Consider the following 14,481-nt stretch of genomic DNA (forward strand, 5'->3'; position numbering starts at 1 on the left):
AATTAAGAATGTGTTGAAAGGTTGAGAATATTTTGGAGGACGGCGCTCTTGAGTAATTTGCCCACATTGGAGCGAGGTAAACTCTCATAAAAGTGGATGCGTTTTGGTGTCTGAACCGGACCCAAGAGTTCACGTACAAAAGAAATTAGGGCTGCCTCATCAGCTTGCTGGCCAGGGCGAAGTTGTACTGCTGCTTGCACGCTTTCTCCCCACTTATCATCCGGAATACCAAAAACAAGACATTCATGAACGGCGGGGTGTTGGCTTAAAGCATTTTCAACATCGACTGGATACACATTAAATCCACCAGTAATCACAATATCTTTGAGACGGTCTTTTAAGTAGAGGTAGCCACGCTGATCAATCAAGCCACGATCTCCAGTATGTAGCCAGCCCCCAATGATCGTCTCTGCAGTTTTTTCTGGCATGCGCCAATAACCTGTCATGAGAAGATCTCCGCGTGCCACTACCTCACCGATTTCGCCTGTGGGCAGGAAGCTACCGTCGGGCGCCATAATGGCGACATCAGTAAACCAGGTAGCGCAACCTACGGCAGCCCAATTTTGAGGATCTTCAAAATCCTCTGGTTTCATGACGGTTAATATTTGAGGCGCTTCAGTTTGACCATAGGTAGTACAGAGGACAGGACCAAAAAATTCACGGACAGCACGCACTTTTTCCGCTGGCATTGGAGCGCCACCATAAATCAATCTACGTAACATGGGAAAATCTTTGCGTGAAGCATTGGGTAATGCCATCAACATGTACAGCAGTGTTGGTGGCATAAAGGAAGCAGTTCCACCTCGCTCTCTAAAGGCTGTGCGAACCACTTCAGCACCAGCTCCGTCCAATATGACATGGCATCCGCCCTGCGCAAGAATGGGCAAAATGTAAGTAGATGTGCCGTGAGTGATCGGTGCAGCAACAATATATCTTTCATGCTCATCAAAGCCCCATGACTGAATCTGGTTAGCAATATTAGCTAGCCAGGCGCGATAGGGTTGCATTACTCCTTTTGGGGTGCCCGTAGTACCGCCAGTAAATTTGATTGCTTGAGTGGCATCTAAAGGTAAGTCAAATGACGGGAGTGGGGCGCCATCGTGACCCTGAATCAGGCTACCCATCGTTTTGCCTAATGCTTGCCCATCATCTATGCTGGTCAGAATAAAAATACCTGGGGCATCGGCTAATAATTCACCTAAGGCTTGATCATGAATGATGAGACTGGGTTCTGTAATGTCGATGATGCGTCGTATTTCAGGTCGGGTACTTTTAGGGTTGAGCGGAACCCATACTTTGCCAGAGGCAAGTATTGCCAATAGGGCGATGATGTGCTCCGCACTATTGCCAGAGCAAATTGCCACGCGGCTTTGAAGATGAGGATCCAATTCCACAAGGGCGCTAGCAAGCGCCTTCACTTTGGAGGCCAATTCTTCATAGCTAATCGGGCCAGTAGGCGCATCAATGGCTGTACGATTTGGCCAGCGCAAAGAAGCTCTCCAAAAGAAGTCGATTGGAAACATGCGGGGACTTTCTTCTTTCGGGTGTCTTTTATTCGGCTTTTGCGCCAGATGCCTTAACTACTTCACGCCAACGTTTTACTTCAGCTGTTGCAAAGTCACGCATTTTCTCTGGCGAGCCAGGTTCAGGTGTAGCACCCAACTCTTGGAGGCGTTGACGCACATCTGGTGCTGTGAGGGCTTTATTTAGTGCAGCATTGAGCTTTTCGATAATCGGCTTTGGAGTTCCAGCAGGAGCGGCCAAGGCAAACCATGACTGCACGTCAAAATTGGGGTAACCAGACTCGGCAAGTGTAGGTACCTCAGGCAGCAATGGGGATCGTTGTGCACTGGTAATGCCAACTGCACGTAACTTACTACTCTGAATATGAGGCATTGCAGAAGGGGCGTTATCGAACATGGAATCGACCTGACCCCCTAATAAATCCGTGACCGCAGGAGCGCTACCCTTATAAGGGATATGCAGCATTTGGATTTTCGATTGCATCTTAAACATTTCACCGGAGAGATGAATGGATGAGCCGCTGCCAGAGGATGCAAAAGTCACGCCATCTTTTGATTCTTTGGCGTAGCGCACATAGTCCGCAACTGTTTTGATTGGAAGATTAGGATTAACTACCAAAATATTGGGGATCTTGGCAATCATTCCAATCGGCTCTAAATCTTTAAGTGCGTCATACCCGAGTTTTGGATATAGCGACATATTGATGGTGTTGGCAATTGAAAAAGCATAAAGGGTATAACCATCAGCCGGTGACCGTGCAACGATTTCTGCGCCTACATTACTATTGGCACCAGGCTTGTTTTCTACTATCACTGACTGGCCCAAGGTGTTACCCATTTTTACGGCTACTAAACGTGCCAATATGTCTGTAGCCCCTCCAGCGGAGTAGCCAACAATGATCTTGATAGGCTTATCAGGCCAACTTGCGTTGGTTTGAGCGTTTGCTACTCCTACCGCACAACAGGCTAGGGCAGTAAGTAATACAAGAAAGCCTCTACGCTTCTCGAAATATAAGGACATTACGCTTCTCCTGAATTCAGTTCTTTTCTTAGGTCAGACTCAAATCTGACCTTGCTTCATTTATAACACCGCTAGTTGTGTGAAGTCTTAAAGATTGCCTCAGCAAACGCGGCTATATTGACTAATTTTTCATCTGCACGGTAATCGCCGATGAGCTGAACACCTAGTGGAAGTCCATTGCTGGATTTGCCTAGCGGTAGCGCAATGGCTGGAGTACCGATAAAAGTCCAAAGAGAGCAAAAGATCGGATTTCCAGTAAAGCTGAGACCTTTTGGCGCCTCGCCGGTTGCAGGAGGTGCCAAGATTGCATCAAAACGCTCAAAATAGTTGCCGATGGACTTACGTAACGCAATCTGCAGATTTTTAGCTTCCAGATAATCCCTTTCCGAATACGCATTTCCCTTTTCAATCAATTCTTTTATATCTGCGCCCAGCAGTTCAGGAAACTGCTCAAGATGTTTTTTATGGACTACCGCAGCCTCACACGACATCAGTACTGCCAATGCTTCAATTCCATCCCAATAAGTCTGAGGTAACGATAATTCTTCAATACTGGCGCCTGAGGCCTTTAATGAGGCTGCCGCATTTTTTAGGGTATCTACCTGTTCTTGGCTTAACAATTCATCGAATGGAGACTTGAGAATAGCAAAGCGGGGTTTCTGCTGATCTAAAACTACATTCACTGGTTTAAGAATAAGCTCAGGAATCTCAATTGAATCATCCTCTTGTGTTGAGGAATTTTTCAGCAAATTAAACGCATAAACTGCATCTACAACGGATCTGGTAAAAAAGCCGATGTGATCTAGTGAGCCAGAGACGGGATGGACTCCTTGGCGTGGAACTGCTCCATAGCTCGCCTTAAATCCAACGATTCCACAATAAGAGGCGGGCCTAATAATGGACCCAGCAGTTTGTGATCCTATTGCCAGCGGCACAATCCCGCTTGCAACGGCTGCTGCAGAGCCGCTTGAAGATCCTCCTGGGGTATGGCCACTATTCCATGGATTGGTTGTGGCTCCCGGCTTACGCCATGCAAATTCTGTTGTGACGCTCTTGCCAAAGATAACCCCACCTAATTTGCGAATTTTTTTGACTATTTCCGCATCCTCACTAGGCACAAAATCTTGATAGATGGGTGAGCCGTAGCTTGTTATGAAATCTTTTGTATCAATCAGATCTTTAATCGCCACTGGAATGCCTCTTAGTGGGCCCGAGCCTGATTGTTGTATTAGGGTAGGTAATGAAGCTCTGACAGTAAACGCTTTTAATGTCGGTTCCAATGCATCTGCCTGCACTACGCATTGCCCCAAATATTCATCGACCGAAAGCTGCTCCTTTTGAATGAGCTCGCAAGCTTGTACAAGGCTATTTTGTATTTTCATGGTCATTTGATTGTCTCTGATCTACGGTTTGTACTTTATACCCCATCCATTCACTTTTTTTAGCCTATTTTCCAGTCAGTCAGCATCAAAAAAACAACAAATATATTTTACTTCACAACTTCACAACTTCTGTAGTATAGTATTTCAAAAGGAGGTTAAATGAGAAGGGCGATACCAAAAACACATCAAGCTTTAGATTGGATAGGGAAGGGAATGACCGCAGCTCAGGCCGCTAGAAAGATGGAAATTTCAGAATCTAGCGTCTATGCCGCCTTAAGAAAAACAAAAGCAAAAGATTTAGGTTGTTGTCCAACATGTGGTCACAAATTAAGGAAATAAGATGAAGAAGACTCTATTGGCCGTTGTCTCAATCTCCGTAGCTGCATTGGCATACGCAAATACATCATCAGATTCTTCTGAGTTGCTGAGTCAGCAATGCAAGATTTCTGCCGAAGCGGTTTCTACATTGAAGGGCTTACGCTATGGCAACACATCCATTCGTAAGGATGTAGCCGGATTGATTAACTTAAATCTAAAAGTTCAAGAGAATAAAGATACGGCGCAAATGACCCTAAACCGGATGGTTGATGATCAGGTCAATTCAACAGCGGCTTTAGAAGCAAAGTATTGTTCTTAATGGCGATTGATAACCATTCATTTGAGTGTCCAGAATGTGGCAATCCCCGAGGAATGCTCGGAGAATGTCGTCAATGCGGAGCTGAGGAGCTTCCTATTCCGCATAGCGACACGATGGTGCTGAATTTAAAGTTCGATAGTCCAAGTGCCCAGGAGGCTTTGGATCGATTGACTATTGGATTGCGTCGAGCATCTGAGGTCGGTATTAAGGCAATCATCCTGATACATGGCTATGGAGCTAGTGGCGAGGGTGGCAAGATCAAGTGGGCAGTTCATGACGCCCTTGAAAATAACTATTTCTCAGACCGTGTTGATGAATATCACTTTGGCGAACAAACCGCATTTGGTAGCGAGGCTTACCATGCGCTTTTGAGAAGAAGGCCTGGATTAAAAGCTTATCTCAAACACTTTAAAGAGGGAAACGCCGGGATGACGGTATTAATACTGTGATCTTTGGGATCAATTGCTTAGAATAGAATTATGACTACTAAAAAACCCATAAGTACACAGGAGGATGCTCAGATCCATTCAGAAGATTTGATAAGTGACTTTAAGGCGCTTATGGCAGATGCTGAGGATCTCATCAAGGCAACGGCAACCCATGATGATGGCTCACTTGGTGCAATTCGTTCAAAGGCATTGGATACACTCAACAGCGCAAAAGAAAGTCTTTCCTCTGTTGAGGGCACTGTGACTGAAAAGGCTAAAGTCGTTGCCGAGCGCACTGATGAGTTTGTCCATCGAAACCCCTGGGAGGCAGTAGGTGTCGCTGTGGGTCTTGGACTGTTAATCGGCCTATTCATTCGTCGTCGCTAGAAATTCATGTCACAAGAAAACCTTTTATCTTCATTAAAGAATCTCGTCTCCACCGGAGCATCCATTGCGCAGACGCGTCTGGAGTTGATCTCTACTGATGTGCAGATTGCGCGCGCTAAGTTCTTGAGTCTGTTAGTGATGGTGATCTTTACATTGTTTTTCTTGTTCTTTGGCTTGGTGATGCTGGCCTTACTCATTGTGATTTATAGCTGGGAGACTGATCGGGTCTTGGCGCTGAGCCTACTAACCAGTGGTTTCTTAGCCGTAGGTGTTATTTTGGCGCTGGTAGTTTTGCGCTCACTCAAAACTATGCCCAAATTATTCGAGGCAACGATTGCTGAGTTGGCTAAAGACCGCCAGGAGCTCTCAAAACAATGAGTAAAACGCTAGCTGAACTTCAAGCTAGGCGAAAAGTGCTGCAGGAGCGGGCAGCACAAGAGCGTGCTGATTTTGCCTTGCATTTTGAGCCTATAGAAAAGCCCTTGTCATGGGCTGATAAGGGTATAGATGCATTTAATTTTATGAAGAGCACACCGATCTTGTGGACTAGTGCGTTCGCTGTACTAGCGCACTATAAACCTAAGCTTGCCAGTAAAGTACTCGCAGTAGGCTGGGGCACTGTCAAGCTTCTCAAAGGCGCTAAAAGCCTTTTGTAAGAGCCTTTTTATAAGACCCGCTCTAGGCAATAAAGACTGTCCTATTAGCGATTCCGTTCTGAGTTAGGACATCGCCACCATGTAAACCGGCAATTTCTAAAAACGTGAGAGCGCCAGCAACGTTAAAGCCAGCCTTTTTAAGTAATTTACTGGCTGCAATGATGGTACCGCCGGTAGCCAGTACATCGTCCACAATCAACACCCGCGAGTCGGACGGCAAAGTAGATTCCTGAATTTCCAGAGAATCAGAGCCGTATTCCAAACCATAGGATTCTCGATGACTGGCCAATGGCAGCTTGTTGGGTTTTCGGGCCAAAGCGAGGCCTTTATTGGCTTGATAGGCGAGGGCGCTGCCGAAGATAAAGCCACGTGATTCAATGCCTAAAATATGGCTGTAATCAAACTGCTGTGCAAGTGCCTCTAGTTTTAGCGTAGCCTCCTTAAAGGCACTCGGATTAGCCAATAAAGGGGAGATATCCCGAAAGAGAATTCCTGGCTTAGGAAAGTCGGGGACTCCGGGTAGATAATCTAATAAATTCATGATTGGATGATATGAAAACACAATTACTCATTATTACCGCATTAGAGTCCGAGCTGAATAAAAGCGCGTTGCCAGCGGGTGTAGATATTGTGTACTCTGGAGTTGGTAAAATCAATGCAACCGCTGCCAGTATTCAGGCTATTCATCAATATCAGCCAAAGCGGATAGTGAACTTCGGTACCGTAGGAAAAATTAACTCTGCTCTACAAGGCTTATTAGAAATCGGTAAAGTAATACAACGCGACATGATGACGGCCCCTTTAGCGCCTAGAGGTCAAACCCCATTCTGCGCAAAGCCATCTCAATACTTATCACTTGGCGGTGATCATACTTGCGGGACTGGCGATAGCTTTGTGACGGCGCATGACCCCTGGTTAACATCGCAGGGGGTTGATGTGGTGGATATGGAATTATTTGCGATTGCCAATATTGCCTTTCAATCAAATATTCCATGGCAATCATTTAAGTACGTGACTGATGATGCTAACGCTGACTCAGGCAACGAATGGACTCATCGCGTTAACCATGGCCAAGAACTCTATCTAGAAAAGCTCAAAGAGCTGTTAAGTGCTTAAGACGCACCCAACATAATCCCCCAATTGCTTAAGCAAATGAACACTCAAAAACCTTGGCTTAAAAATTATCTCGAAGGCGTTCCCCGTGAGATTGATTTAGCGGGCCATTCATCTATCGCTGAATTAATAGAAGAATCTTTTAATCATTATCCCAATCGCGTAGCAATGGAGTCGATGGGGCACTCCATCAACTATCGTCAACTCGACATTCTGTCTAAGGACTTCGCTTCGTATTTACAAACTTTAGGTCTTGAATCAGGATCGCGTATCGCCATCATGTTCCCGAATGTGCCGCAATACTTCATTGCAATGCTAGGGACTCTTCGTGCAGGCTTTGTCGTGGTCAATATCAATCCGCTCTATACGGCTCGTGAGCTAGAGCATCAACTCCAAGATAGTGGTGCGTCAGTCTTGGTGATGCTAGAAAACTTTGCGTACGTGTATCAGGAGATTGCCAATCAAGGGCTTGTAAAGAAAGTGATTGTAAGTAGCATAGGTGAGAGTCTGGGTCCGAAGGGCGTCATCATCAATTTGATTGCTCGCCATATTAAAAAGCTGATTGCGCATTGGAACTTTCCTTGCGTCAAATTGAATCAAGCACTCAAAATTGGCTCTGGCCATGGCTTTACTAAACCAAACGTAAGCCAAGATGATATTGCTTTTTTACAATATACGGGCGGCACGACAGGGGTTTCTAAAGGCGCAGTTTTATTACACCGTAATATCTTAGCCAATATCATTCAGATCGAATCTTGGCTTGAGCCCGCTTTAAAAAATCGTCAACAGCAATTAGTATTTTTATGTGCCTTGCCCATGACCCATATCTTTGCGCTGACCGCCTGCGGTCTACTTGGAATGCGCAAGGGTGCCAAGTTACTATTGGTCGCTAATCCTCGTGATATTACGGGCTTTATTAAGCTGCTGATGAAACACCCTGATATCCATATTTTTCCAGGCGTCAATACGCTTTTTCATGCGCTGATACATCGTCCAGAATTTAGTCAAGTCAAGTTACCCCATCTCTTGGTTACCATTGGCGGTGGCATGGCGGTCCAAAGGAAGACCGCTGAACTTTGGCAAAAAATGATGGGGGTGCCGATTGCTCAAGGATATGGCTTATCGGAAACTTCTCCAGTGGTTTGCGTGAACACACCATTTGTAAAAGAATTTACGGGATCCATTGGCATGCCAGTGCCAAGTACTGATGTATTGATATTGGATGATGACGGAGTAGAAGTTCCATTCGGTACGCCTGGAGAAATTTGCATCAAGGGTCCACAGGTGATGGCAGGTTACTGGAATAGACCTGAAGAGACTGAGAAGTCTATTACGCCAGAGGGGTATTTTAAGTCTGGCGATATCGGCATCATGAGTCCTGATGGCTTTGTACAGATTGTGGATCGCAAGAAAGATATGATCGTCGTTGCTGGCTATAAAGTATTCCCCAATGAAATCGAGGAAGTGATTTCTCAAATGCCTGGCGTAAGAGAATGCGCTGTTATTGGACTGTCGCACCGCAAGCTTGGTGAGATCGTCAAGGCCTATATCGTCAAGGATAAGCCTGAGTTAAGTGAGGCTCAAGTCATTCAGTATTGCAAAGAGCAAATGACAAGTTATAAACGCCCCAGAAAGATTGCCTTTATTGAGGAAATGCCCAAGTCTAATGTGGGCAAAATCTTGCGCCGTCATCTGCGCGACTTATAAACAAACAAATAAAAAAACTAGAGGCCACCGCCAAAGCGGTATTGCCAAGAAATCCCATATAAGTCATAGCTATTATTGGTTCTTGAGTACGCCCCTGTGCTCGCCGATAGACGAATCGAATTATGTTTATTTACTGGGTAGGAAATCGTTGTGCCAAAACGCCAGTTCTCTTGACTGCCGCTAATCGGGTTGCCATTTAGGTATGATTGCCCGCCAATAAAGTAAGTGGCATCTACTGAGATCCAGGCGGTATTCTGAAAGTAATAAATTGCGTGTGTTTGTGTCGAGTAAACCGGGTTTTGAGATAGCGAGTTACCGCCCATAAAGTTGGTATTACTGGTGTAAAAAATGCCGGCACCAGCGAGCTCAAATCGCCAAGGACCAAGTGCTTTAGAAATTCCAAGACCTGGCTGAATAAACCAACGATTAGCGCCCACATTAATGAGTTGATTGTCGTCGTACTTGCCCCATGGCACTGATGCTGCAAGACTGACACCAACAATCAGATCTTGCTGATAACTCTTAAATTGATCTAGGGTTAATGCTGGAGCACCATAAAGGTTAATTGCTGCTTTGATGAGCGGATCTGATAGCCCCTCAGTACTAGCATTAACTGTTTTCCCGCCAATGTTGCTCGACCCAGTGAGTTGGCCATAAGGAAGCACTAGAGTGAGCTTGCCGGATTGGCCTCCTGCATCAAAGATGTGAGTAAGACCCATGACTTCACTGGTCAGGGTGTAATTACCAGACTTGGCTTGTGCAATCCCAGCGCTGATGAAGTTAATTCCAATAGGTGCATTGGAATAGGTACGCGCCTCGATTTCTTGGGCATAAGATAGGGCTGGTAGTAAAGCGCCTGTAATGAGAAGTAGCCAAACACCTATTCCAAAAGCTTGGCCTTGAAAAATGGAGTGTAACTTTATGATCCGAGCTATATGACTCAAGTTTGATTAGCTAAGTTTTGATTTGTCACCAAACAAAATCTTGAGGGTAGCGTTGCTGCCAAGCATGATGCTCATCCCTGTTAAGAGTAAATAAGGCCACACAATTAACCAGTACACAATCGACATGGCAACTACGCGCAAGGGATTAGATTGTCCAAATTCAGTCATGGAGATCAAAAACGGTTTTCCATGAATTAACCCATGCACTCCGGCTTCTAAATAATTTAAGCCTAAAACAACTAGGAGATAAATGAAAGACTCTAAGAGTAGTGAGCTCACAATTCCATGCTGCTTATTGACTTTAATTGGGAATGCGGCCTGAGCAAGTAGCATGAATTTGGCACAGACTGCAGCTTTGAATAAAGCAAAGCCAAAGATAGATAAAGGAATGGGCCTCTCATCCAATGATGTTGCCCCTAAAAAAGCAAGAGCACAGAACCATGCTCCAAAGTAAATAGTTAGCTGAAATGCTTTGACAAACTCTTCTTTAGCTTTTTCTTTAAAGTTTGGTGTAGGAGCCAAATTAGGCGACGTTGCACTCATAAAAACTTTCTGAAGTATTTCATTAGCAGTTACTGCAAGAGCTAGCCTCAACCGGTGCTGGCTCCTGGGTGTAACGCGCTATAAATGCATGCTTACTCTTAAGTGGTAATTTAATCCACACAAAGTGACCTGAGCCAGGGGCAACATCAATTGGCTCATCTTTGAGATTCCACATGGCATCGAGCACCATATCTTGATTGCCCTCGGGCTCAATGATTTCTAACTTATCACCAATCGAGAAACGATTCTTTACATCTACCTTGACGCGACCTGAGGCCTTATCAATCTCTAAAGTCTCGCCAACATACAGACTTCTACCCGAGAGGGAGTGGCCGCGCATATAGAGTTGATACTCTTTATCGTGGTGACGCTCATAGAAGCCATCGGTATAGCCACGATTTGCAAGACCTTCGAGATTGCCAATCAGTGACATATTCATGGGACGACCAGCCACTGCATCATCAATCGCAGTGCGATAGGACTGGCAGGTGCGAGAAACATAATAGGGCGACTTGGTGCGACCCTCAATCTTGAATGAGTCCACACCCATCTTAGTTAAGCGTTCGATATGCTCAATGGCACGTAAATCTTTAGAGTTCATGATGTAAGTGCCATGCTCATCTTCTTCCATGGGCATTAAATCATCTGGACGTCGCGCTTCCTGTAGAAGAACTACATCACCGCTAGTATTTTGTTGGCCAGGCTTGACCTTGTAATCCCAGCGACAGGCATTAGTGCAGGCGCCTTGATTGGAGTCGCGATGGGACATGTAGCCAGATAGTAAGCAGCGGCCCGAGTAAGCAATACACAAAGCGCCATGTACGAATACTTCTAATTCCATTTCTGGACAGTCTTGACGAACTTCCTCGATTTCATCAAAAGATAGCTCGCGTGACAAAATCACTCGACTGATACCAACAGAGCGCCAGAATTTTGCAGAAGCACCGTTAACCGTATTAGCCTGTACCGATAAATGAATCGGCATATCTGGCCAAGCTTCTCTAGCCATCATGATGAGGCCAGGATCTGACATGATCATGGCATCAGGTTTTAATGCAACTACGGGATCCATGTCTTTAATATAAGTACGGGTCTTACCACCATGGGGTAGTAGATTGGACACAAGGTAAAACTTCTTACCCAAAGCATGAGCAGTATCAATACCTTCTTTGAGCGTCTCCATTTTTCCGAAGTCGTTATTACGTACTCGCAGCGAATAACGCGGCTGTCCGGCGTAAATAGCATCGGCACCAAAGTCAAAGGCGGTACGCAGCATGGAAAGGCTGCCGGCAGGGGCGAGGAGTTCTGGAATCTTGGTCATAGTGATATTTTAAGGTCTACTGTGAGCTTTAGCCTGATTACTCATCCGCTATAGAGTTACGCAGTATTCCAATGGACTCAATTTCAATCTCACAAATATCCCCTGGCTTCATAAAAACAGGGGGTGTCCTTGCATAGCCAACGCCAGCAGGGGTTCCGGTAATGACAAGATCACCAGGTTCTAGCGTCATGCACTCTGTTATTAGCACAATGGTCTCTGCCACATTCCATAAAAAGTCTTTGGTATTGGCGTTTTGCATGATTTGACCATTCAAGCGAGACTGAATTCTCAAGCCATCGCAGCCAAGGGGAAGCTCATCCGGGGTTACAAGCCATGGCCCAAAAGCACCAGTTTGATCAAAGTTTTTTCCAATAGTCCATTGGGTAGTTTTACGTTGGTAATCTCGAAGACTGCCATCATTAAAAATGCTGTATCCCGCAACACATTCCAATGCGTTATCTAATGTCAGATGGCGTGCCTTTTTACCAACTACAAAGGCAAGCTCCGCTTCGTAATCTAACTTATCAGAAACTCGAGGTCGAATGATGGGGCTTAAGTGGGTTGTTAATGAACTAGGACCACGCATAAAAAAACTCGGGTATTCAGGTCTAGCGTTACCACCTTCTTTTGCATGGTCAGCATAGTTCAAACCCATACAGATAATTTTTCCAGGCTTCTCAATTGGAGATCTAAAAGTAATGGCATCTAACTCCCCTTTAATTGCTTTTGAATTTTGGATTGCTGCTGCAGCACGATTTAAGTCTTCTGGTGATTCAATGATTGCTTGCAAGCTATTGGGTATCGAAGGATCTGTGGCAGATAGATTAATGAAGGTATTTGAACTCCCTGTAAAGAGAGCGCCCACGCCGTCCTGGCCACTTGAATCTCGATAGCTAAATAGTCTCATTGCAAAGCCTCCAATTACATTGGTTTATTGGTTGTCAGTAGATGGCAGTATAGGGTAGTCCAAGAGATTGATAAGCCTCCTAAACCAGCCGTCCAATTGGCTTCATTACTGGATAAAGTGTGATAACTTGCTACTACTCGTTATAAATAACCAAAATCCTTAGAAAGCCTATCAATATCATGGAGACCCCAAGTAAAGTGCTAAATGGTGGCCAAATCCTCGCCAACGCGTTGGCAAGACAGAGAGTAGATATTGCCTTTGGCGTTCCTGGTGAAAGCTTTCTGCCTTTATTGAATGGCTTGCTTGATCACCCTGATTTTCGATTCATCACCTGTCGACAAGAGGGCGGCGCTGCTTATATGGCAGAGGCCTATGCAAAATTGACGGGCCACCCTGGCGTTTTAATGGTTACCCGTGGACCTGGCGCCTCGAATGCCATGATTGGAATGCACACAGCCTATCAAGACTCAACACCAATGGTTTTATTAGTTGGACAAGTTGGGACTGACATGGTTGAGCGTGAGGCCTTCCAAGAGATTGACTATCGCCGGATGTATTCAGAATGTGCAAAATGGGTTGGCAGCATTGATCGTGTCGATCGGATTGATGAATTTGTTTCTCATGCATTCCACGTAGCTCAGGCAGGTCGAAAAGGCCCGGTTGTATTAGCTTTGCCTGAAGACGTGTTGTACATGACCGGTCAAGAAAACCCCGTCAAAGCTGCCCATATCGTTCAGCCGGGTTTAGATCTCCACAGTTTTGATCAAGCAATGGCTGCCTTTACCTCCGCTAAAAAGCCCATGGTGATCGCTGGTGGTGGCAATTGGAATAGCACTGCATGCGAAGCTTTACGTTCTTGGGCAAACGCGCAGGCCGTACCGGTTGCAACTAGCTTTCGCTCTCAAGATGTGATTGATAATCTAGATCCTGCGTTTGCGGGTGACCTAGGCATTGGTGCTAATCCTGCTTTAGTAAAGCGTATTCAAGAGGCAGATATTTTGTTGGTTATCGGAGAGCGCCTTGGAGAGATGACAACTGCTGGTTACAGCATATTGACTGTTCCTCAAGCTAAAGCAAAGTTAATACATGTGCTATCCGGCCCGGAAGAATTAGGCCGTGTATATCGACCGGACTTTGCTATCAATTGCAGTCCAGAAAATTTCTGCTCAGCATTAAGCATGGTGAAGATGAATGCTCAGCATGACCGCAGCGCTATGAAGCAGGCTCATGATGAGTATCTCGCTTTCTCTAGTCCAGTGACTGTCAAAGGCGACTTGCAATTGGCATTCATCATGGACTCATTACCAGATCTCATACCGCGTGATGCAATTGTTACTAATGGTGCTGGCAATTTTGCAACCTGGGTACATCGTTTTTATCCTTATGGGAAATACAAAACCCAATTAGCACCTGCTAATGGCTCCATGGGCTATGGTCTTCCTGCCTCAATTGCTGCCAAGATTGCGAGCCCAGAAAAAGTAGTTATCGCAGTGTGTGGTGACGGCGACTTTATGATGAACTGCCAAGAATTGGCTACGGCTGCTCGTTACGATGCTTATCCAATTGTGTTGGTAGTCAATAACAGCATGCTTGGTACTATCCGCATGCATCAGGAAAGAGAGTTTAAGTCTCGCGTGATTGCGACTGGCTTAACCAACCCCGATTTTGTGAAGTTTGCAGATAGTTTTGGAATGCCTGGTTTTAGAGTCAGCAAGACTGAGGAATTTGCACTGGCATTTGCAAAAGCACTGGCCAGTAAAAAAGGTGCCTTGATTGAACTGGTCTTAGATCCAGAGGTGATTACCCCAACTAAACTGCTTTCTCAATTAGGGTAAAAAAAGAGGAGCTAGGCTCCTCTTTAACTAAGTCAGTAACCAAGTAACGAAGTAAGTAACTAAGTGAGTAACTAAGT

16 protein-coding genes are annotated in these 14,481 nt (G+C 45.3%); 8 read left to right on the plus strand and 8 right to left on the minus strand.

Going from position 1 to position 14,481, the window contains the following annotated elements; all coding sequences use genetic code 11:
• Positions 1-2: 2 nt before the first annotated feature.
• The 3 genes from ICN22_RS06545 to ICN22_RS06555 all read right to left on the minus strand — a co-directional run bounded on the left by ICN22_RS06545 (position 3) and on the right by ICN22_RS06555 (position 3,932).
• The gene (locus ICN22_RS06545) at positions 3-1,523 is read right to left on the minus strand and encodes a class I adenylate-forming enzyme family protein (RefSeq protein ID WP_216169471.1); all 1,521 of its coding nucleotides are present in this window, start codon (positions 1,521-1,523) and stop codon (positions 3-5) included.
• A gap of 28 nt (positions 1,524-1,551) precedes the next feature.
• Entirely contained in the window at positions 1,552-2,544 is a 993-nt protein-coding gene (locus tag ICN22_RS06550) for a Bug family tripartite tricarboxylate transporter substrate binding protein (protein WP_216169472.1), read from the minus strand.
• 71 nt (positions 2,545-2,615) lie between these two features.
• The gene (locus ICN22_RS06555) at positions 2,616-3,932 is read right to left on the minus strand and encodes an amidase (protein WP_255533885.1); all 1,317 of its coding nucleotides are present in this window, start codon (positions 3,930-3,932) and stop codon (positions 2,616-2,618) included.
• A gap of 334 nt (positions 3,933-4,266) precedes the next feature.
• Between ICN22_RS06555 and ICN22_RS06560 the strand changes: the two genes are divergently transcribed.
• From ICN22_RS06560 to ICN22_RS06580, 5 genes are read left to right on the plus strand one after another with little or no spacing between them, the layout of a single operon-like run.
• Positions 4,267-4,563, plus strand: a complete 297-nt coding sequence (locus ICN22_RS06560) for a hypothetical protein (RefSeq protein ID WP_216169473.1) — start codon at positions 4,267-4,269, stop codon at positions 4,561-4,563.
• On the plus strand, positions 4,563-5,012 hold the full coding sequence (locus ICN22_RS06565) for a Smr/MutS family protein (RefSeq protein ID WP_216169474.1): 450 nt from the start codon (positions 4,563-4,565) through the stop codon (positions 5,010-5,012). Before ICN22_RS06560 ends, ICN22_RS06565 begins: the two co-directional genes overlap by 1 nt.
• Positions 5,013-5,042: 30 nt before the next feature.
• Positions 5,043-5,378, plus strand: coding sequence for an ElaB/YgaM/YqjD family protein (locus ICN22_RS06570; protein WP_216169475.1), 336 nt, complete (start codon positions 5,043-5,045; stop codon positions 5,376-5,378).
• 6 nt (positions 5,379-5,384) lie between these two features.
• On the plus strand, positions 5,385-5,756 hold the full coding sequence (locus ICN22_RS06575; RefSeq protein WP_216169476.1) for a phage holin family protein: 372 nt from the start codon (positions 5,385-5,387) through the stop codon (positions 5,754-5,756).
• Positions 5,753-6,034 carry a YqjK family protein gene (locus ICN22_RS06580; RefSeq protein WP_216169477.1) on the plus strand — a complete coding sequence of 94 codons (282 nt, stop codon included), beginning with the start codon at positions 5,753-5,755 and terminating at the stop codon, positions 6,032-6,034. The genes ICN22_RS06575 and ICN22_RS06580 overlap by 4 nt, the downstream gene beginning before the upstream one ends.
• Before the next feature lie 22 nt (positions 6,035-6,056).
• On the opposite strand, the gene ICN22_RS06585 is transcribed toward ICN22_RS06580, so the two are convergent.
• Positions 6,057-6,575 carry an adenine phosphoribosyltransferase gene (locus ICN22_RS06585; protein ID WP_216169478.1) on the minus strand — a complete coding sequence of 173 codons (519 nt, stop codon included), beginning with the start codon at positions 6,573-6,575 and terminating at the stop codon, positions 6,057-6,059.
• Positions 6,576-6,586: 11 nt separating this feature from the next.
• Here ICN22_RS06585 and ICN22_RS06590 point away from each other — a divergent pair, with 11 nt between their 5' ends.
• Entirely contained in the window at positions 6,587-7,150 is a 564-nt protein-coding gene (locus tag ICN22_RS06590; RefSeq protein ID WP_216169479.1) for a phosphorylase family protein, read from the plus strand.
• 36 nt (positions 7,151-7,186) lie between these two features.
• The gene (locus ICN22_RS06595; protein WP_216169480.1) at positions 7,187-8,854 is read left to right on the plus strand and encodes an AMP-binding protein; all 1,668 of its coding nucleotides are present in this window, start codon (positions 7,187-7,189) and stop codon (positions 8,852-8,854) included.
• A gap of 17 nt (positions 8,855-8,871) precedes the next feature.
• Here the strand turns inward: ICN22_RS06595 and ICN22_RS06600 are convergent, their stop codons facing one another.
• From ICN22_RS06600 to ICN22_RS06615, 4 genes are read right to left on the minus strand one after another with little or no spacing between them, the layout of a single operon-like run.
• Positions 8,872-9,798, minus strand: coding sequence for a transporter (locus ICN22_RS06600; protein ID WP_216169481.1), 927 nt, complete (start codon positions 9,796-9,798; stop codon positions 8,872-8,874).
• 6 nt (positions 9,799-9,804) lie between these two features.
• A complete protein-coding gene (locus tag ICN22_RS06605; protein ID WP_216169482.1) occupies positions 9,805-10,341 on the minus strand; it encodes a hypothetical protein in 537 nt (178 codons plus the stop codon).
• A gap of 22 nt (positions 10,342-10,363) precedes the next feature.
• Entirely contained in the window at positions 10,364-11,662 is a 1,299-nt protein-coding gene (locus tag ICN22_RS06610) for a peptidase U32 family protein (RefSeq protein ID WP_216169483.1), read from the minus strand.
• A 37-nt stretch (positions 11,663-11,699) separates the two neighbouring features.
• On the minus strand, positions 11,700-12,569 hold the full coding sequence (locus tag ICN22_RS06615) for a fumarylacetoacetate hydrolase family protein (protein ID WP_216169484.1): 870 nt from the start codon (positions 12,567-12,569) through the stop codon (positions 11,700-11,702).
• Between the two features lie 179 nt (positions 12,570-12,748).
• Between ICN22_RS06615 and ICN22_RS06620 the strand changes: the two genes are divergently transcribed.
• Positions 12,749-14,404, plus strand: coding sequence for a thiamine pyrophosphate-dependent enzyme (locus ICN22_RS06620; protein WP_216169485.1), 1,656 nt, complete (start codon positions 12,749-12,751; stop codon positions 14,402-14,404).
• The last annotated feature ends 77 nt before the right edge of the window (positions 14,405-14,481 follow it).

It is taken from the genome of Polynucleobacter bastaniensis (assembly GCF_018882205.1).
GTDB classification, from domain to species: Bacteria; Pseudomonadota; Gammaproteobacteria; order Burkholderiales; family Burkholderiaceae; genus Polynucleobacter; species Polynucleobacter bastaniensis.